Here is a 19,927-nt window from a genome sequence, read left to right on the forward strand (position 1 = left end):
AATAAAGTAACCAAAACGATGTCGAAGTCTTTCTATATATACATTTGAGCCTCTTTTGTGGGTGTTTTTTGTCTAAGTCCCATTAAGTCCCACTAATCAGCTCCCTTCAAAACTGAAATTACTGAAAAAATCGATTGAGGTAGGTAAAAGTTATGGCAAGTATCATTGGAACCAACGGTAACGATACCCTATACTACGGCGATGGCTACAACGAGACCTTGACTGGTGGAGGCGGCAACGATATTTACGCCGCCATACCAGGCAATACCGATCCTCTGATCACTATCACCGATTTTGGTGGCATAGGTAAAGGCATAAATCCATCGGCAGGAGTTATTGCCGAAGTAGATAGATTAAAATTTGATTCTGATAATTCCTTCAATGCCAGAAATTTGGTGCTGATCCAGAATGATACCAATGTGGAAATCACCTTTTTGAAAGCAGAGAATAGTTTTAAAGTCATCCTGCAAAACTTTGCCTTGGAAAATCTGGATAACCTAAGCTTATCTACAGGAGCAACTGTCAACTCGGGCAATATCCTGTTTTATGGGCAAACTACCATTGCTGACAGCTTTGACATCTTCAATGCCAACTCCACCCAAAGTACTATCTTCAATAAGAACACAGTCACTTTCCTTAACGATCTGAACAATAATGTTAGCGGCTTTGATAACTCAGATGATGTCATCAATGGTCAGGGGGGTGATGATCTGATTGACGGCAAAAGTGGCAATGATTTATTGCGGGGTGGCGCAGGTAATAATACTTTGATTGGTGGTGTAGGCAATGATACCTTGGATGTTGAATATTCAATAAGCAATAACATCCTCAACGGTGGCAGTGGGGAGGATTACTTGAATGCTGGGGCAACATCCGGTAATAACCTGCTATCTGGTGGCGATGGCAATGATACTCTTTACACCTCTTACGTTTCTCAAAACCGTTATGATTATACAGCCTCATCAGGGAATAACACCCTCAACGGTGGCGATGGTGACGATTACTTGAATGCTGAGTCTCCATCCGGCAATAACCTGCTATCAGGTGGCGATGGCAATGATACTCTCTCCACCTCTGGTCTTTTTACTTATCCAGCAGATCCTAATTTTACCTCATCAGGGAATAACACCCTCAACGGTGGCGCTGGTGACGATTACTTGAGGGCTGAGGGTTCATCAGGCAATAACCTGCTATCAGGTGGCGATGGCAATGATTATCTTGATATCTCTCGTCTTTCCATTTACGACAGTAGTATAGCCTTGTCTTCAGGCGATAATACTCTCAACGGTGGTGCTGGTGACGATACCTTCAGGGCTGAGAATTCAACAGGAAATAACTTCCTCTTTGGGGACGATGGCAATGATTCCTTCTATCTAAATTTAGAGAATCAAACGGTAGATGGGGGTAAGGGTGACGATTTATTGTCCGTTGATTATAGTGATTACAGCGCTGCTACAGGAGGGATTACAACAACATTCAATCCTACTATTAACACTGGCTCAATTAAAGCGGATACGAATCAGGTTAATTACAAGGATATCGAACGATTAAATATCTCAGGTACAGAATACAATGACCAAATTGTGGGGAGCAGTGGCAACGATACCCTTTCCACGGGTAATGGTGGCAATGATACCATAGATGGGGGCGAGGGTGAGGATTTACTGTCCGTCAATTACAATATTTATGCTAGAAAGGGGATTACAACGACATTCAATCCTACTACTAACATTGGTTCAATTAAAGCGGGTACGAATCAGGTTAGTTACAAGAATATCGAACAATTAAATATCTTAGGTACAAGTTACAATGACAACATTGTGGGGAACAGTGGCAACGATACCCTCTCCACGGGCAGTAGTGGCAATGATACCATAGATGGGGGTGAGGGTGAGGATTTACTGTCCGTCAATTACTACGGTAGTACGGCGATCGTAACAACTTACAATGGCACTACTAACACTGGCTCAATTAGCTCGAGTACGAATCAGGTGGTTAATTACAAGAATATCGAGCGATTAAATATCTCAGGTACAGAATACAATGACCAAATTGTGGGCAACAGTGGCAACGATACTCTAACTGGTAACGATGGTAATGATACTCTAACTGGTGGCGATGGTAATGATGAATTTGTTTACAGTAAGGGAGCTTTTTATAACGAAAATACTGATACTATTACCGATTTTGGTGGTGTAGGTAAAGGCTCAAATCCCTCAGCAACTGTGATTGACTCTTTAGACACCTTGCAATTTACAAGTTCTGCATTCACTGCTCAAAATCTGCAATTAACTCCAAATAGCAACAACTTAGAAATCACTTTTGAAAATGAAAATCTTGGTAATCGCAAAGTCATTCTGCAAAACTTCAAATTAGAAAACTTGGATAATTTGCCAGCAACTTCTTCACGACCTGCTATTGGCAATATCCTCTTTTATGGACAAACTAGTGTCACTGACAGTTTTGATGTGTTTGATGCAAATTCCACTCAAACTAACCTGTTCAATAAGAATACTGTTACTTTCCTAAATGATCTCGATAACAATATTACAGGTTTTTACGACTCTAATGATGTCATCAATGGTCAAGGGGGTAATGATATCATCGACGGATTGAGTGGTGATGACATACTTAGAGGTGGTGCAGGCAATAATACTCTTATTGGTGGTGCAGGCAATGATACTCTAATTGGTGGTGCAGGCAATGATTCTCTGATTGGTGGTACTGGTAATGATTCTTTGATTGGTGGTACTGGTAATGATTCTTTGATTGGTGGTACTGGTAATGATAGGTTGATTGTTGATAATTCACCAGGCAATAATCTGCTCTGTGGTGGCAACGACAATGATTCTTTAGTTCTTTCTTCTGCCGATGGCAATAACACCCTTAACGGTGGCGCTGGTGACGATGTGTTCGATGATAATTCTTCACCAGGCGATAATCTGCTCTCTGGTGGCGATGGCAATGATTCTTTCACCGTCTCTGTCAACTACAACGACTCTCGCTCATATGGCAATAACACCCTTAACGGTGGCGCTGGTGACGATGTGTTCGATGCTCAGTATATATTAGGCAATAATTTATTTTGTGGGGGCGATGGCAATGACTCGTTTTTGTTCAGCGCCCGAAAGACTTCCTCCTTAGTGACTACAACTGTAGATGGAGGGACAGGTGACGATACATTGGAGTCTTTCTATTATGACACCAGTCTGACTGAAGGAATCACTACAGCTTTTAATGCTACTACTAACATTGGCTCGATTACAGTAAACACGAATCGGCTTGACTATAAGTTTATCGAACGATTAGATATTATCGGTACACGCTACGATGACTATATAGTGGGGAGCAATGGCAGCGATACACTCTTCGGCAATGATGGCAATGACACCCTCAACGGTGGTGCAGGTAACGATTACTTGAGTGCTAACAGTTCAAAGGGTAATAACCTGGTGGATGGTGATACTGGCAATGATTCTCTTAGTGCCTCTGGCTTCTACGACGACTACCGCGGCCAGTTCAGTCTTTCTGCTAACTCTGGGAATAGCACCCTCAATGGTGGGGCTGGTGATGATAACTTAGTTACTAACTATTCATCAGGCAATAATCTACTCTCTGGGGGCAATGGGAATGATTCTCTTAACGCCTCTGGGTCAGCCTCCTTATACTCTTTCTACAAAGTTTATACTGTCTCTGGCAATAATACGCTCGACGGTGGTGCTGGTGATGATCAGTTAATTGTTGATTATTCATCAGGTGCTAATCTACTCTTTGGGGGAGATGGGAATGATTCTCTAAGTGCTTCTAACGCCTCTGGTAATAATACTATTAATGGTGGTAATGGCAATGACTACCTCACAGGTGGCAATGGCAATGATAGTCTAATTGGAGGATCTGGTACTGATACCTTTGCTTTTAATAGTTACAATGAAGGTGTTGATCGTCTTTATGACTTCAATGCCAACAATGAATTGATTCAGATATCAGCTACTGGTTTTGGTGGCGGGTTATCAATCGGTTCACTTCCGACAGGTAGGTTTACCCTCGGAACATCTGCAACCACTAGCGAAGAGCGTTTTATGTACAACAGTACTACAGGTGCATTGTTCTTTGATCTTGATGGCAGCGCGTCTGGGTTTACTCAGGTACAATTTGCACAATTATCTGCTGGATTGTCACTAACCAACAAAAATTTTGTGGTTGTTTAATCGAAATTAGCCCTATGGTTGGCGAGGTCTTATTTAAAGCATTTCGTATCTCTTTTGCTGAATGCAAATCGTAATGGATAAGCGATCGCCACAATTGACCTCATTCATTGAGTTCATGCCTGTGGGGGGCTATTGAGTGTAGCTTCCGCCATTGCGCTTGTTCCTATTCTCTATAATTAATAGGCGTGAGCTTTGTGAAGACATGAACTATACCGAAAAGAGCCAATTGCACACTACAGAAGTACACCCACCAGCAAAGTTGACCCAAACCTGCCATTGCCCCAGATATCCGTTCTGTGTAAGGCTCCCCATCAGCCACCCCAATAGCCTCGCCAACTGCAAAGACTAGCTCACTGTAGAACTGACTCGCATTTTCAAGCCCTTAGCGTAACTTCAATTTCAAGCCCTTCCACCCCTGAAAAGCCTCATCTAAGATTAATCCGCAAAGAACATTAACGCAAAAATTAACGGGGCTGATGCCGGGATACCGGCTACCGCTTCGCTAAGCTAATCGGCATTTAAGCTGCAATATACCTGACATTACCTATAAAGGTATTAAGGTTGATGGTATCCATTCAATAAATCGTTGATAAGAAGGAAGACCTGGAAACGCACAACTCTACTGCTGTTTCACCTGATTCAAATAAAAATGTTTGAAATTCCAGGAGTGATTTTGATGAAAAGCGATGATAATTGTGATTATTTGACTTAAACACAAGCTTTTCGCTCTTAGACGTTTTATTACTCCATGATTTAACAGTTTCTGTGCCATTGAGCTTCAAACGCTTTACAGAAATCATCTACATGACAGAACAAAGCATCTAAACTAAACATAAGACAGGTTGCTGGATTTGTTGTTATTTTCAGCTTACTATCTGTCCTTTTCCTTATCCCGAACTCAGGTTGCTTATAAAGCTAGTTTGCGCTACATTTGGGCTTAATTTTTGTCTAAGTCCCGCTAACCATGTATTTTGATAATTCAGGACAATAAGTAGGGGATACCTCGTTAAGAGTCTCCGACTGGGAATGCCCGTGATTGAGGCCCTGACTCGCGCCAAAGCCGCAATTGAAGAGCATTTCCAGCCAGAGGCTCTTAACCAGGTTTTAAAGGGGTTTTAGCTTAGGTTGAGAGCAAAGCACAGATGTGCTTTGCTCTCAACCCAGAAATTTAATTCAATGCCGGTTATTGCGTATGTGCCAAACTATGGATGTAAGTACTTGCTTTCTTGTGCTTATAGCCTTTGTAAACAGGAAAGCGGTATAGATCCCGCCCCGCCCAAACTTTTTTGGCAGGGTTAGATAGTGGGTTTTCTAATGAAAAAATTTTTGAGATACCTGGGTTTAGGTTTTCTATCTACGTTTTTGACTGCTACTCCGGGATTGGGAGCTGAACGCATTAGCTTTTATTACCCTCCCTTCGGAGAATTCTACTTATCCGTGGACTCGCTAGAAACTTTTGCTAAAGAAGGCAAAATCGATCAAGACTTTTCATTTTATGCTAATCGTGCTACTCCTCAACAACTCGCTCAACTGCGGGATCTACTCCAGCAACGCTTCAATGTCACTCCTACACTAGTATCTCAAGTTACCTACTCACCTATAGGCGAACAAGTGATGCAACAGCTAGGAAAATTACTCCTCACTCAGTCTCGAAAGAACGGCTTCTATGCCATACGTGCCTCTTTGATTTTGGCTGCTGCTGATCAAAAGGGTTTAACAGTTGTGAATTTGCTGCGGAAATTTCCGAGCAATACCATAAGGGTGAATTTCACAGAAGGGTTAAAGATAGTCGATGACTTGTCACAAGTGCTGAAAAAGAAGGATGAAGTTGTTGCCTCTCTGGAAAAAGAAGCGATCGCTCAAGCAGCCAATTCAACTACTGACTTCTTCCAACTGCCAGATTTGCGATCGCCAGGAAAATTCCGCTGGCAGAAAAAAAGCTTCGAGCTAAATGACGTTTCTCGCGATCGCCGTCTACCCGTGGACATCTATATACCTGTAACTCAAAACTCACAACTGACAACTCAGAACTCTGTGCCGTCTCCGTTTCCCCTGATTGTAATTTCTCATGGCATCGCTTCAGACCGCTCTACCTTTGTCTACCTGGCTCAACATCTAGCATCCTATGGTTTTGCCGTTGCTGTACTGGAACACCCTGGTAGTAATGCCAAACGGTTTCAGCAATACTTTGCGGGTTTGGCAGGGCCGCCAGATGCCGCAGAATTTATCAACCGATCTTTGGATATTAAGTATCTACTCGATGAACTCGAACAACTAGAAAAATCCGATCCCACCCTCCAAGGAAAACTCAATTTTCAGCAAGTTGGGGCGATTGGTCAATCCTTTGGCGGTTATACTGTTTTGACTCTAGCAGGAGCAGAGATTAACTTTAACCAACTCCGCCAAGACTGTAATCCTAATAATTCATCCTTTAATTTGTCGCTGGCTTTGCAGTGTCAAGCAATTGAATTACCCCCGAAAAATTACGAACTCAAAGACGATCGCATTAAGGCGATTATTGCGATTAATCCGATTGACAGTTCAATTTTGGGTGAGGCCGGAATAAGTCAAATTAAAATTCCCGTAATGCTGGTAGCAGGTAGTCAAGATATTTTCGCCCCACCTGTATTTGAGCAAATTCGCCCCTTCACCTGGCTTTCTGAACCCAATAAATACTTAGCTTTGATCGAAAACGCCACCCACTTTTCAGCGATCGGAGAATCTACTTCTCAAAACGATGTGTTACCTGTGCCATCTGCCTTGCTGGGCCCCGATCGTGCTCCTGTTTATTCCTATCTCAACGCCCTTAGCGTCGCTTTTTTGGAAACCCATCTCTTGAACCGTCCTGAATACCGCTCCTATTTGCAGCCTTCCTACGCTAAATTCATCAGTAAAGAGCCGCTTAATCTCAGTCTTATACAATCGTTGTCAGCAGATGAATTCAATCAAATTTGGAATGGCTCAATTCCCCAGTCAGGCAAATCATCAAATCTTCAACCTACCCCTACCCATCCCTGAGAGGTTGAGGTAAAGTTTACCGCCATGCCCAAGCGACCAAAAGAAAACTCTGACACTCATAAGGGGAAGACGTTTACTGTAACGCCCTTGGTGAACTTTTGTAAAGAATTGGCTGGCTCTGCATAAAACTTGTACGCCCAACTGATAACTCAATACACACTGCACTGTCCAATTATCAGGGAAGACTTTTTTATGAACTTTTGTAAAGAATTGGCTGGCTCTGCATAAAACTTGTACGCCCAACTGATAACTCAATACACACTGCACTGTCCAATTATCAGGGAAGACTTTTTTATGAACTTTTGTAAAGAATTGGCTGGCTCTACATAAAACTTGTACGCAGAACGTAAAGTAAGCAGGTACTACCTTGAGGAACTTCAATAGTAAACAAGTAATGATTGTGGGTGAAAGTTCAACATGAAAAAAGTGTTTGCATTAATTGAAAAAGAATCCTTACAATTTGCTCAATTACCCTTATTTGAGTTTTTAGTAAATAAAAGCATTGATCCTATACAAAGATTAGTTTTTGCAGTTTTTGCAATTTTTGTAATGGGATATGGAAATTTAAACAAGTTTGTTTGGTTAGAAGAACCAAGAGTTAATTCAAGTCTAGATATTTTTAACAAACAAATCCGTGAAGAAGAGAATCATTGGATATGGGTTTTAAAAAATTTAGAAGACTTGAATTTTAACCGATTATTAAATTTCACTAACTATTTAAAATTGAATTTTAGTGATCAGATAGCAATTTTTAGACAAATAATACATCAACTATATCGGCGAACTTTTCAAGTTAATAGCATTTATAAGCTAGTAGCTATTGAGTGGATAAAATCCATCTCAAATATTTTTTTATCAATAACTGTACCACTCGCTCAAGAATTAAAAATTATTAGCAATCGAGAGTATCCGTATTTTGGAATTCCTCGTTTACTCCTTGAAAATGACCAGAATGTTCATTCTAATAAAATAAAAAAATTTATCGCAAGTATGCATTTAGCAAAGGATATTCGCAAGCAAGCCTGTGAATTAGTTAATAAAATTTTTGAACTGTTTACAGCCTTGGTAGATATGCTTATTAATTTTGCTGAAGAATATAAGATGCTGAAGAATATAAGATTAAATAATTATTAATTCGGAGGGGGAGTAGCTCCGCCTCCGAATTTTGAATTTTTATAGTGGTTTTGAATGGCGTGGATAGAAGAAAGAGTCTAGATATCTGTTAGCAATCTTGCTTTTCTGAGAATAAATGTTAGTAGGGTTTCTTTTTTGGAAATGATCTCAGCTAGAACTTCCATCCCTGCTTGAATAGGATACGGTTTATCGCCCTTTTTTAAATAAAGTCTCTCTGCCTCAATTGTTACCTCATAGTAAGGCGCAACTGGAATATTACCGTTACCTTGAGATGTAATGACATCGGCACTAATACCTCTGACAGCACCTTTGAGGATTCCATAATCTGGGTACGGATAGGCAGAGAGCCGCATTTTTACTTCCCCCTCTGGACATTTTGCGACTTGTACGACTTTACACACCTTCACTTTGCTAATATCAGAAGCGGCAACACGGGCTTTGATCACCAGAGGGGCTTTGTTTGGAGAAATTTGAGCGATCACATCCCCAGCACGCACGACTTGCCCAGCATTTCTTAATTCTAGTTTGAGGATAGTACCTGCCTCTGAGGTACGAATTACAGTTTTTTGGAGTTCCGTAAAAACTTGTTTAAGTTCTTGTTGAGCGCTACTAATTTGGTTTTGAATTTCAACTTGACGCCTGATGATTTCCTCTTTTTCTTTGTTCAATTGAGCGAGGGTAGATTCACCCTTTGTCGATTCTTGAGCAATACGTTCTTGGGCGATCGCCACATTAGCATTATTGGGATTCAGTCCAGCTTTAGCGTGTTCGAGTCTAGCAGTAGCAGCTTTAAAAGCTTGTTCTTTTTCTTTAATTTGGAGAACGGCGATCGCTCCTGTATTTCCTAACTGCTGATATCGCTTCAGTTCCTCTTTAGCTAATTCAACAGCGGCTTCTATTTCTTGTACATCTGCCTCACTAGTGATTTGCCGATCTTGAAAGTCTCTTTTGTTCCGACTGAAGTCTGCTTTTGCAGATGAGATCGCCTGTCCCATTGCATTGGACTCAGCAGTCATTTGAGCTTTTAGCGCTTTGAGTTGTGCATCGATTTGCGATCGTTGTAACTGATTCTGCTGGATATTTCCGAGTAGTTGGCTTTTTTTAGTTTGCAATTGGGAGTTGTCGATCATTGCGATCGTATCTCCCTTTTTCACAACCTGATTTTCTTTCACCTTGATGCTTAAAATTGTTCCTTCGGCTGCTGCTTGCACCAACCGTATTTCTCCGGTTGGGCGGACAGTAGCATCAGCCTTCACTATTATGTTGTATTGAATGATACTAGTAAGTCCAAAGGTAGCGCCAACACTTCCAATTAAGAATATCCCTCCCAACTTTGTCCAGATGCTGATTGGTGGAAGATATTCGTCGTTTTGGATTACGCGGAGAAAGTCTGGTTGGGGGTCAATGAGCATGAAGACTAAAAAACATTTTGATTGTGTAAATAATCTAGCAAAAAAATCTACCTAGCGTTAGCGTGACGACCAAGATTCAGGGATGATATCCAAAAAATAAAAGCTCTGTTTCGTTTCAATCATCTTTTTGGCAAAATTTCCGTAATTTGGGTCTTTTCGCCCTCCAGGGGGAAAGTGCCGGCTTTTTTTTTATTACTGGTCAACGTCTTGCCTTTATGTAGTTAGTATGTAAATACAAGGTTTGTATACAGCTAAGTTTAAATAATAATTAACGCATTTTATTGCAAATACCAAATCTTTATAATTTTTATATAAAATTTTATCTTTTCTTTATTTGTTTACAAAACTTTTGTATAGTAAATAAAGCTTTTTTCTAATTAATCAATAATTAAGCAAACTTAAGCGTTTCTATATTAAAAGAATTTATATGAACTCAACTTCATAGTGTATATAAGAATTCAATACAAAAGATTATACATAGAAATACTTATTCAAAAATACAGAATCCCAGTTTTGAGTTTGATAAATTTATTTAAGTATAAGTAGTATAAAAAGATTATCTATTTAGTTTGCTGCATCTTGAACTATGGGCATTTTAGTTAATTTCCCAGTACTAATACGCAATAAGCTTAATTTATAGATTATTAGAAAAAATTCCGCTTTTACACAGCTATATTTATATCAATGATTTGAGAAATAAAACCTTTTTTCTAATTAAATTTGTATAAACAATAACTATGTAATATCTTCTCTAAAAAGGTGTAATACATATTTCTTAAAAAATTAGTTGCTTGACCTTTTGAGGAAGAACCGTATAATACATGTAGCGGAACAAAAAAGTTACCAAATATACTCTTTTTATGTATATTTTTTACTTTAAAGTGACGTGATTTTTATCCCAACAATCAAACGAGAACTAAGACTATGGAAAGCACATTGTTCACTACATTAACTGCCAACGAAGAAGCAAATTTATCTGGTGGTAATTGGAAACCAAAAAAGAAGCCTCCTGCTAAACCCACCACCACCACTACTACTACTAATACTACTAAGACCATTACACTAACTGGCGGCAATGGCGGCGCTGGTGGAACTGGTGGAGCTGGCGGTCCTGGCATCCTAAATAGCGGCACTGGCTCTGTTAGCGTTAGTGGCGGAACCGTTACTGGTGGAGCTGGTGGACCTGGTGGACCTGGTGGAGATGGTGCCCCAGCCATTGGATAGATAATTTAGGTTAATCTCAAAAATCAAGCGTTAATCCCAACAATCAAGCGAGAACTAAGACTATGGAAAACACATTGTTCACTACATTGACTGCCAACGAAGAAGCAAATTTGTCTGGTGGTAATTGGCAACCAAAAAAGAAGCCTCCTGCTAAACCCACCACCACTACTACTACTACTAATACGACTACTACCATTACACTAACTGGCGGCAATGGCGGCACTGGTGGAGTTGGTGGAGCTGGCGGAGCTGGCATCCAAAACACCAGCACCGGCTCTGTTAGCGTTACTGGTGGAACCGTTACTGGTGGAGCTGGTGGAACTGGTGGAGCTGGTGGAGATGGTGCCCCAGCCGTTGCATTAGGTTATTAATCTCAAGAATCAAGCGTTAATCCCCACAATCAAGCGAGAACTAAGACTATGGAAAACACATTGTTCACTACATTGACTGCCAACGAAGAAGCAAATTTGTCTGGTGGTAATTGGCAACCAAAAAAGAAGCCTCCTGCTAAACCCACCACCACTACTACTACTACTAATACGACTACTACCATTACACTAACTGGCGGCAATGGCGGCACTGGTGGAGTTGGTGGAGCTGGCGGAGCTGGCATCCAAAACACCAGCACCGGCTCTGTTAGCGTTACTGGTGGAACCGTTACTGGTGGAGCTGGTGGAACTGGTGGAGCTGGTGGAGATGGTGCCCCAGCCGTTGCATTAGGTTATTAATCTCAAGAATCAAGCGTTAATCCCCACAATCAAGCGAGAACTAAGACTATGGAAAGCACATTGTTCACTACATTGACTGCCAACGAAGAAGCAAATTTATCTGGTGGTAATTGGAAACCAAAAAAGAAGCCTCCTGCTAAACCCACCACCACCACTACTACTACTAATACTACTAAGACCATTACACTAACTGGCGGCAATGGCGGCGCTGGTGGAACTGGTGGAGCTGGCGGTCCTGGCATCCTAAATAGCGGCACTGGCTCTGTTAGCGTTAGTGGCGGAACCGTTACTGGTGGAGCTGGTGGAGCTGGTGGAGCTGGTGGAGATGGCGCCCCAGCCGTTGCATTAGGTTATTAATCTCAAAAATCAAGCGTTAATCCCAACAATCAAGCGAGAACTAAGACTATGGAAAGCACATTGTTCACTACATTGACTGCCAACGAAGAAGCAAATTTATCTGGTGGTAATTGGAAACCAAAAAAGAAGCCTCCTGCTAAACCCACCACCACCACTACTACTACTAATACTACTAAGACCATTACACTAACTGGCGGCAATGGCGGCGCTGGTGGAACTGGTGGAGCTGGCGGTCCTGGCATCCTAAATAGCGGCACTGGCTCTGTTAGCGTTAGTGGCGGAACCGTTACTGGTGGAGCTGGTGGACCTGGTGGACCTGGTGGAGATGGTGCCCCAGCCATTGGATAGATAATTTAGGTTAATCTCAAAAATCAAGCGTTAATCCCAACAATTAAGCGAGAACTAAGACTATGGAAAGCACATTGTTCACTACATTGACTGCTAACGAAGAAGCAAATTTATCTGGTGGTTGGTATACTAAGAAGAAACCAGCGCCAAAGAAGACTCCTGCTAAACCCACCACTACTACTAATACTAGTACTACCATTAAACTAACTGGCGGTAATGGTGGCGCTGGTGGAACTGGTGGAGCTGGCGGTCCTGGTATCCTAAATAGCGGCAAAGGCTCTGTTAGCGTTAGTGGCGGAACCGTTACTGGTGGAGCTGGTGGAGCTGGTGGAGCTGGTGGAGATGGCGCCCCAGCCATTGCATATGGGTGGTAGGCAAACTTATGAGGTTGAGTAGAAGGGAAACAATAAACGCAAAGACACTATTAACTGCGTTTGTTAGTAGGATAAAGTGTCTTAAATAAAGTACCCTGTTGAAGCAGGTTAAGTTACTTTTAAGCGAACGATTAGCTGTGTTGGTTATCGCAGTTATCCTAGCATACGTTTATTACTACCTAAATACTTTTCTTCAATAAAGTTAATAAAGTTTACCAACAGTTGCTTTCTAGCAACTGTTGGTAAACTTAAGCAGTCTTTTTCCCTAGTTGACTGCTGACCTTGAGTACTCAACTAGGGGAGTGAGCGCTGCTATTGGACAAATCAACCATATTCTTCACAACCTAATAGTTTGTGAATGATAACGAAGCTATTTTTGCATCACTTACTCCAAACGAATAGGCAAGTGTATCTATTCCCTTGGAGTAAGTAAGCTAAACATACCAAAGTTGGCGATGTTTTCTCTGTTGATGTAGAAAAATATAGCGAATCTAGCGATTTTGGTACGTACTAGCTCTCGTTATCTTAACTGAAAGCAACTTTGTAAAAAGTGCAAAACTGATAATTAGCAACTTAGGTTAAGTATGGAAAGCACTCAAACATCCTCAATGTTTACCTCACTAACGGAAACCGACGAAGCAAGCCTGTGTGGTGGTGTAGTTAGTATTACTAAAGGTACTGTAAAAAAGGGAGCAGCTGGGAAAAAGGGAACAGCTGGGAAAAAAGGAGCATCTGCGTCAGTAAAAAAAGTAAAGATAGTCAAATCAACTACAGGCAAAACTACAACTACAACTTCATCTGTTCTTGATGCTAGTACAGTGAGTCTATTGGCATCTTTATTCGCATGATAAAGATACATGAACATCATCAACTATCGACATTCATCTTTCCAGAGTGATTTACTTTTAGTAAAGATTTCATATCTGCTTTGATGAAAGTTAAATGAATGCTCATTAGCTTAGTACAATTAAAATGTTGGTCAAATTTTTAATGATGCAGGGACGAAACCCTGCTATTTTTTTTGGATTTTATCACGATATTATTAGGTATTAGAGTCTGAAATGAAATACCAAGTTGTTACACAACATAGTGAGGAAGATTGTGGAGCTGCTTGTCTTGCTTCCATTGCCAAACATTATCGGCGTAACTTTACACTAAATCGCATCCGGGAAGCGGTAGGTACTGGCCAATTAGGAACAACATTGTTGGGATTGAGGCGGGGAGCCGAGGCACTTGGTTTTAATGCGCGTTCCGTCAGGGCATCAAAAGAAATATTAGACCGAATAGACCAAGCACCACTACCAGCAATTATTCACTGGAAAGGCTACCACTGGGTTGTTTTGTATGGTCAGAAAGGCAAGAAATATATAGTTGCCGACCCAGCAGCTAACATCCGTTATCTCTCCAAAAAAGAATTAATGGAGGGTTGGCCGGATATGGTGATGCTTTTATTAGAGCCAGATTCGGTTCGCTTTTATGCTCAACCGGATGATAAAATAGGCGGTTTCGGGCGCTTTATGCGGCGTGTAGTGCCTTATGGAGGCATACTATTCGAGGCTTTTTTGTGCGCCGTTATTATCGGTCTGCTTTCGTTAACTTCTCCAATCCTGCTTCAAATTCTGACTGATGATGTACTGGTTCGAGGAGATACCAAGCTGCTTGGGGCTTTGATTATTGCCGTTGTGGTAATGAATCTTGTGTCAAGTAGTCTACAACTATTTCAATCTAATCTCATTGCTCATTTTGCCCAACGGCTTGAGTTAGGGCTAGTTCTGGAATTTGCCAGGACAATCCTGCGGTTGCCTCTGACTTACTATGAATCACGTCGCAGTGGTGAGATTGTTAGCAGATTGCAAGATATTGAACAAATTAATCAGCTAGTTACCCAAATAGTTGTTAGTCTGCCTAGCCAATTTTTTATTGCAGTGGTTTCTTTAAGTTTCATGCTATTCTACAGCTGGAAACTCTGCTTGGTAGCCTTTGTTATTGCTATTGTTATGAGTTCCTCTACGGTTGTTTTTCTGCCTACACTTCAACAGAAAGTCAGAAGTATATTAGTCTTAGACGCGGAAAATCAAGGTGTTCTCGTTGAAAGCTTTAAAGGGGCGCTGACACTCAAAACTACTACTGCTGGCCCGCAATTTTGGGAAGAATTCCAGAATCGATTTGGTCGGTTAGCAAATCAAACATTCCGCACAATTCAGATTGGAATTATTAACAATATCTTTTCTGGGTTAGTTTACGCTATCGGCAGCGTTTGTTTGATTGGTTTCGGCAGCACGCTAGTTATTAGTAAGGAACTCAGCATCGGTCAACTGCTGGCATTTAACGCGATGAATGGTAATTTTTTGGCATTCATTGGTACTGTGATCGGATTTATAGATGAATTAACGCGTGCAAAAACTGCGACCGAACGCTTAACAGAAGTTATTGATGCCACACCTGAAACTCAAGGCGATACTAACAAACCCTTTGTTAAAATTCCTAGCAACGCTAATATTATTTGCACAAATCTAAACTTTCACTACCCTGGCAGGTTAGAGTTACTGGAAAATTTCTCCTTAACTATTCCTGGCGGTAAAGTTGTTTCCCTAATTGGTACATCTGGCTGTGGTAAAAGTTCTTTTGCTAAACTGATAGCCGGATTATATACACCTATTTCTGGCAACATTCGCATTGGTATTTATAATCTGCAAGACCTAGCCCTTGATTGTTTGCGGCAACAAGTTGGTCTCGTTCCTCAAGATGCTCATTTTTGGAGTCGCTCAATTGTTGAAAACTTCCGGTTAGGTTCTCCTCACGTCACTTTTGAGCAAATTGTCAGTGCTTGCCAAATTGCTGAGGCAGACGATTTTATTAGTAAACTACCTGAAAAATATCAAACTGTATTAGGTGAATTTGGGTCAAATATTTCTGGTGGACAACGCCAAAGACTGGCTATAGCAAGAGCTATCGTTAATGATCCACCAGTCCTGATTTTAGATGAATCAACTGCTGGACTCGATCCAGTTAGTGAAGGTCAAGTTTTAGATCAACTGTTGTCCCACCGCAAAGGAAAAACCACAATCCTGATTAGCCACCGTCCGAGAGTAATTACCCGTGCTGATTGGATTGTGTTGCTTAATCAAGGCAAGTTACAAATTCAGGGGACTGTGGAAGATTTGCGTGCCCAACCAGGAAACCATTTAGACTTTTTAACCCCTTAATTAAGGGGCAGGGCTATTTCGTTCTATACATAAACACATAGTTTGATTTCTTCTTGCCCACTGTACTTACTCACAGTTTTAACTAGAGCAATCTTATTTAATTTGTGAAGATTGAAAGCTTTAGATCCTTGATTTCTCTAAGAAGTCAAGGATCTTGTTGTTTATGAATGATTTAAGTTTGCTATATACCAGGCAAGTCTCAACCATTCCCTTGATAAACTCAAAGCTAAAGCCAAATAAGTTACTATTTTTCCTAAAGTTTTGGCAGATAAAGATGCCGTTCTAATTTGCATTAAAGACAATAATTTAACTCTCTTCTATTATTTTGATAAATATAAATCAGAAACCTTAATTTTAAATAAATCCGTAAATATACTGTTGCATCTTTGCAAAATAGCTGAAGACCAAAAGCTCTGCAACCATAAATAAAACCTATATGTCTTTTTTATTTCTTAACCATGACTTAGAAATCACAATTTCCCAAAACAGGAGTTAATTGTCAGGAAATTGAGATATTTGTACTGAGGTATTCATAAAAACTTATTTAATAAAATATTTTCTATATATATGCTTGCGTTAATAACTATTAAGAAATCCTGATTAAAGAATATTGCAATACCTTGATTTAATTGCTAACGTGTGTATGACAACGATGCTGATGAGCGCTCGGATCTAGGAGAAGTAAAATCTATGAGCTACATCCGTTCAGCCAAGTATGTTAGGTTTTGACGGGTTAAAAAGGAGAAATTTCTGCCTCGTATAGACAATTATGAGGGATGGCAGATTAACTAAGAAATATCTCGTTGCTAAAGGCTTAGTTTCAGTTTGATTTCAATTGCAATTGATTATTTGTCTTACCTTGCGCCGATAAGCGAGTAGCTGTGATTATGTCGGTCGGCAATAACGAAGAGTTTGGTAAGACTTAAATTTTGGAGGATAAAACCAATGAAGATTCAAGGCAAAGTAGCTCTAATTACAGGGGCTTCGCGTGGGATTGGACGAGCGATCGCCCTGGAACTAGCGCAACTAGGCATTAAGCGGCTGATATTGGTAGCACGCGATCGCCAAAAGTTAGTTGAGGTAGCTAAGGAAATCGAGGCGATGGGCACAGAAGCTGCGATCGTGGCATTAGATTTGACGCAGACAATTGAAGTGAATATCGTTGTTGCCCAACTGTGGCGCAATTACGGACAGATTCACCTGCTAGTTAATTGTGCGGGAGTCGCATACCAAAGCTCGTTTTTGCAATCTAAAATGCCCCAAGTTCAAGAAGAACTTTCTGTGAACTTGCTAGGAATGTACAACCTCACTAGTCTGATCGCTCGACGCATGGCCAGCCAAAGGCAAGGGACAATTGTCAATGTGTCGAGTCTGATGGGGAAAGTTGCTGCACCGACGATGGCGACTTACTCAGCTACCAAGTTTGCAATTTTGGGATTTACCGAAGCCTTGCGGCGCGAACTAGCTGAATATAATATCCGGGTGATCGCATTACTGCCTACCCTCACAGACACAGACATGATGCGTGACTTAAAATTATTTCGCTGGGTGATCCCCATGACTCCCCAGGAAGTGGCTAAAGCACTCGTCACCGGAATGCAAAATGATTCACCAGAAATTTTAGTCGGATGGCAAAGTCATTTAGCCGTATGGTGTCAACGCCTTGCTCCCTGGTTGCTAGAGCTAATTTTACGAATAGCAACTCCGCCAACACTAACAAAACAACAGTCGAGTCAAAAACTGAACAAGCTGATCCCGAAACTGAGTTTTTTGACGAAAATCCATCGTTTCGGCGATTTATTCTTGTCAAGAACATGATTTCTGGCGTGTCTGCACATAAGTCCTAAATTTTTTGGCGCGATCGCCTCCTCTTCTGCGGTCAATTGCCTTTACCTTTAGGGTAAAAACGGGAGTACCCGACCAAATTAACTAGATTGACCGCAATCAGCAATCCTTCCCAACCCTAATCAATCAGCTTATAATTCCAGATATGGGCAATCAAGCTCCCAACCAACGCCAATGCTAAAAAGGCTGATCGGGAATTTCTGACTAAATCTGGGTATTAACAGACGGTAAACAAACCTTATCAATCACTAGAACACAAAGATGCGAATATCTGAGTAGACTGCACTAATGATTACTAGACTTGCCTGAGTTCGGAGTTACTGAAAATCACCAAATTAAAAATGTTATGGCTCAGGGTACTTATTGTATTTATACTGAGTTAGGTGCTATTAGATACTCATGTAAATTTTATAGATATAACTTATTTCGGAGCAACCAGAAATGCTTTCCTTATCCACAACTCTCACTCCTTTGCCCGAAATCATTGATGGCTTACCGAATATTTCTGGTTGGGAAACAGAGGTTCTCTCTGTAGTTAACGATGATAAACCAGTATTTTTACCAACAACAAATATCCGCTTAGAAAACGTAAATGCTGTGTTTGCGATCGCCTTACACATGCACCAGCCAACTATACCGGCTGGACATGGTGGTGCACTCATCAGCAATCTGCAATATATGTTTGAACATCCAAATGTTGGGGATAACCACAATGCAGATGCTTTTGCTTATTGTTACAGCCGCATGGCAGACTTGATCCCCGAACTTGTCAATCAAGGTTGCAATCCCCGTGTGATGTTGGATTACTCAGGTAATCTTTTGTGGGGACTGCGGCAAATGGGACGCGGTGATATTCTCGATAATCTTAAACGCATCACTTGCGATCGCACCTACCAACCTTATGTAGAGTGGCTGGGTACAATGTGGAGCCATGCAGTTATTCCTTCCACACCCATAGCAGATATTAAATTACAGATCATTGCATGGCAACATCACTTTGCAGCAATTTTTGGCTGGGAAGCACTAGCGCGAGTCAAAGGATTTTCCCCTCCAGAAATGCACCTCCCAAATCACCCTGATGCTCTCTTTGAATTTGTGAAAGCGCTGAAAGAATGTGGATATCGCTGGCTACTTGTTCAAGAACATTCTGTAGAAACAATTAACGGTCAATCTCTTACCTACAAACATTTACCACATCGTCTGATTGCCCGCAATTCCCAAGGCGAAACAATTAGCATTACAGCCTTAATTAAAACCCAAGGTTCGGATACTAAATTAGTTGCACAAATGCAGCCTTATTATGAAGCTAAAACTTTATCCAAACAACAAATCGGCAGTGTTTTTGTGCCACCAATAGTTAGCCAAATTGGCGATGGTGAAAATGGCGGCGTGATGATGAATGAATTTCCTAGCGCTTTTAAACAAGCTTGGTGGGATATGGTGAATAACGGGGGAGGAAAATCAGGTGTTGTTGGGATGTGTGGTACAGAATATTTAGAATTAATAGAAGCTGCTGGATGCAAACCTGAAGACTATCCAACTTGTCAGCCAGTAGGACAACATCAGATTTGGGAGCGAGTTTCAGCAGACAATTGCCAACCGGAAGCTGTAGAGAATGCGATTCAAGAATTAAAGCAAATCAACTCTAATTTTCACATGGATGGAGCCTCGTGGACAAATCATATCAGTTGGGTAAAAGGATATGAAAATGTGTTGTCTCCCATGTATCAATTAAGTAGTTTATTTCATCAAAAAGTTGATACATTACAGCAAGTTGATTCAGCAGAACCTGTAACTAGACAATCTCACTACCGTAACGTTCTCCTACATAACCTTTTACTGCAAACCAGTTGTTTTCGTTATTGGGGACAAGGTGCTTGGACTGATTATGCACGGGAAATTTACCAACGTGGGGAAAATTTATTGCACATAAATTGAACTGGGGACTGGGGACTGGAAACTAGGGAGTTGATTTTGTAGAAAATGCTCCCAAAGTTTTTTATCAAACAGAATTCAGGTGCCAGTCGCCAGAATTCACTTGGGTATTTTGTGCGACTGGTGGATGAATAAACG

14 protein-coding genes are annotated in these 19,927 nt (G+C 41.0%); 13 read left to right on the forward strand and 1 reads right to left on the reverse strand.

Annotation, left to right across the window (positions count from 1 at the left end):
• Window positions 1–152: 152 nt before the first annotated feature.
• The 3 genes from PUQ00_RS17560 to PUQ00_RS17570 all read left to right on the forward strand — a co-directional run bounded on the left by PUQ00_RS17560 (window position 153) and on the right by PUQ00_RS17570 (window position 8,360).
• Window positions 153–4,208 (forward strand): calcium-binding protein, encoded by a 4,056-nt coding sequence (locus tag PUQ00_RS17560; protein WP_300418967.1) that lies wholly within the window; start codon window positions 153–155, stop codon window positions 4,206–4,208.
• A 1,314-nt stretch (window positions 4,209–5,522) separates the two neighbouring features.
• The gene (locus PUQ00_RS17565) at window positions 5,523–7,226 is read left to right on the forward strand and encodes an alpha/beta hydrolase (RefSeq protein ID WP_300418968.1); all 1,704 of its coding nucleotides are present in this window, start codon (window positions 5,523–5,525) and stop codon (window positions 7,224–7,226) included.
• 417 nt (window positions 7,227–7,643) lie between these two features.
• Entirely contained in the window at window positions 7,644–8,360 is a 717-nt protein-coding gene (locus PUQ00_RS17570) for a hypothetical protein (protein ID WP_300418969.1), read from the forward strand.
• A gap of 77 nt (window positions 8,361–8,437) precedes the next feature.
• On the opposite strand, the gene PUQ00_RS17575 is transcribed toward PUQ00_RS17570, so the two are convergent.
• A complete protein-coding gene (locus tag PUQ00_RS17575; protein WP_300418971.1) occupies window positions 8,438–9,772 on the reverse strand; it encodes an HlyD family efflux transporter periplasmic adaptor subunit in 1,335 nt (444 codons plus the stop codon).
• Window positions 9,773–10,696: 924 nt separating this feature from the next.
• Here PUQ00_RS17575 and PUQ00_RS17580 point away from each other — a divergent pair.
• The 10 genes from PUQ00_RS17580 to PUQ00_RS17625 all read left to right on the forward strand — a co-directional run bounded on the left by PUQ00_RS17580 (window position 10,697) and on the right by PUQ00_RS17625 (window position 19,792).
• Window positions 10,697–10,996 carry a hypothetical protein gene (locus PUQ00_RS17580; protein WP_300418973.1) on the forward strand — a complete coding sequence of 100 codons (300 nt, stop codon included), beginning with the start codon at window positions 10,697–10,699 and terminating at the stop codon, window positions 10,994–10,996.
• A 62-nt stretch (window positions 10,997–11,058) separates the two neighbouring features.
• A complete protein-coding gene (locus tag PUQ00_RS17585; RefSeq protein ID WP_300418974.1) occupies window positions 11,059–11,367 on the forward strand; it encodes a hypothetical protein in 309 nt (102 codons plus the stop codon).
• 48 nt (window positions 11,368–11,415) lie between these two features.
• Entirely contained in the window at window positions 11,416–11,724 is a 309-nt protein-coding gene (locus PUQ00_RS17590) for a hypothetical protein (protein WP_300418974.1), read from the forward strand.
• Between the two features lie 48 nt (window positions 11,725–11,772).
• Window positions 11,773–12,081 (forward strand): hypothetical protein, encoded by a 309-nt coding sequence (locus tag PUQ00_RS17595; RefSeq protein ID WP_300418976.1) that lies wholly within the window; start codon window positions 11,773–11,775, stop codon window positions 12,079–12,081.
• Window positions 12,082–12,129: 48 nt separating this feature from the next.
• Window positions 12,130–12,429, forward strand: coding sequence for a hypothetical protein (locus PUQ00_RS17600; RefSeq protein WP_300418973.1), 300 nt, complete (start codon window positions 12,130–12,132; stop codon window positions 12,427–12,429).
• A 62-nt stretch (window positions 12,430–12,491) separates the two neighbouring features.
• The gene (locus tag PUQ00_RS17605; protein ID WP_300418978.1) at window positions 12,492–12,803 is read left to right on the forward strand and encodes a hypothetical protein; all 312 of its coding nucleotides are present in this window, start codon (window positions 12,492–12,494) and stop codon (window positions 12,801–12,803) included.
• 584 nt (window positions 12,804–13,387) lie between these two features.
• Complete coding sequence (locus PUQ00_RS17610; protein ID WP_300418979.1) at window positions 13,388–13,651, forward strand: hypothetical protein; 264 nt, start codon at window positions 13,388–13,390, stop codon at window positions 13,649–13,651.
• 213 nt (window positions 13,652–13,864) lie between these two features.
• On the forward strand, window positions 13,865–16,009 hold the full coding sequence (locus tag PUQ00_RS17615; protein ID WP_300418980.1) for a peptidase domain-containing ABC transporter: 2,145 nt from the start codon (window positions 13,865–13,867) through the stop codon (window positions 16,007–16,009).
• Between the two features lie 945 nt (window positions 16,010–16,954).
• Window positions 16,955–17,827, forward strand: coding sequence for an SDR family NAD(P)-dependent oxidoreductase (locus PUQ00_RS17620; protein WP_300418982.1), 873 nt, complete (start codon window positions 16,955–16,957; stop codon window positions 17,825–17,827).
• 468 nt (window positions 17,828–18,295) lie between these two features.
• A complete protein-coding gene (locus PUQ00_RS17625; protein ID WP_300418984.1) occupies window positions 18,296–19,792 on the forward strand; it encodes a glycosyl hydrolase family 57 in 1,497 nt (498 codons plus the stop codon).
• Window positions 19,793–19,927 lie beyond the last annotated feature (135 nt).

The organism is Nostoc sp. S13 (assembly GCF_029379315.1).
Taxonomy (GTDB): domain Bacteria; phylum Cyanobacteriota; class Cyanobacteriia; order Cyanobacteriales; family Nostocaceae; genus Nostoc.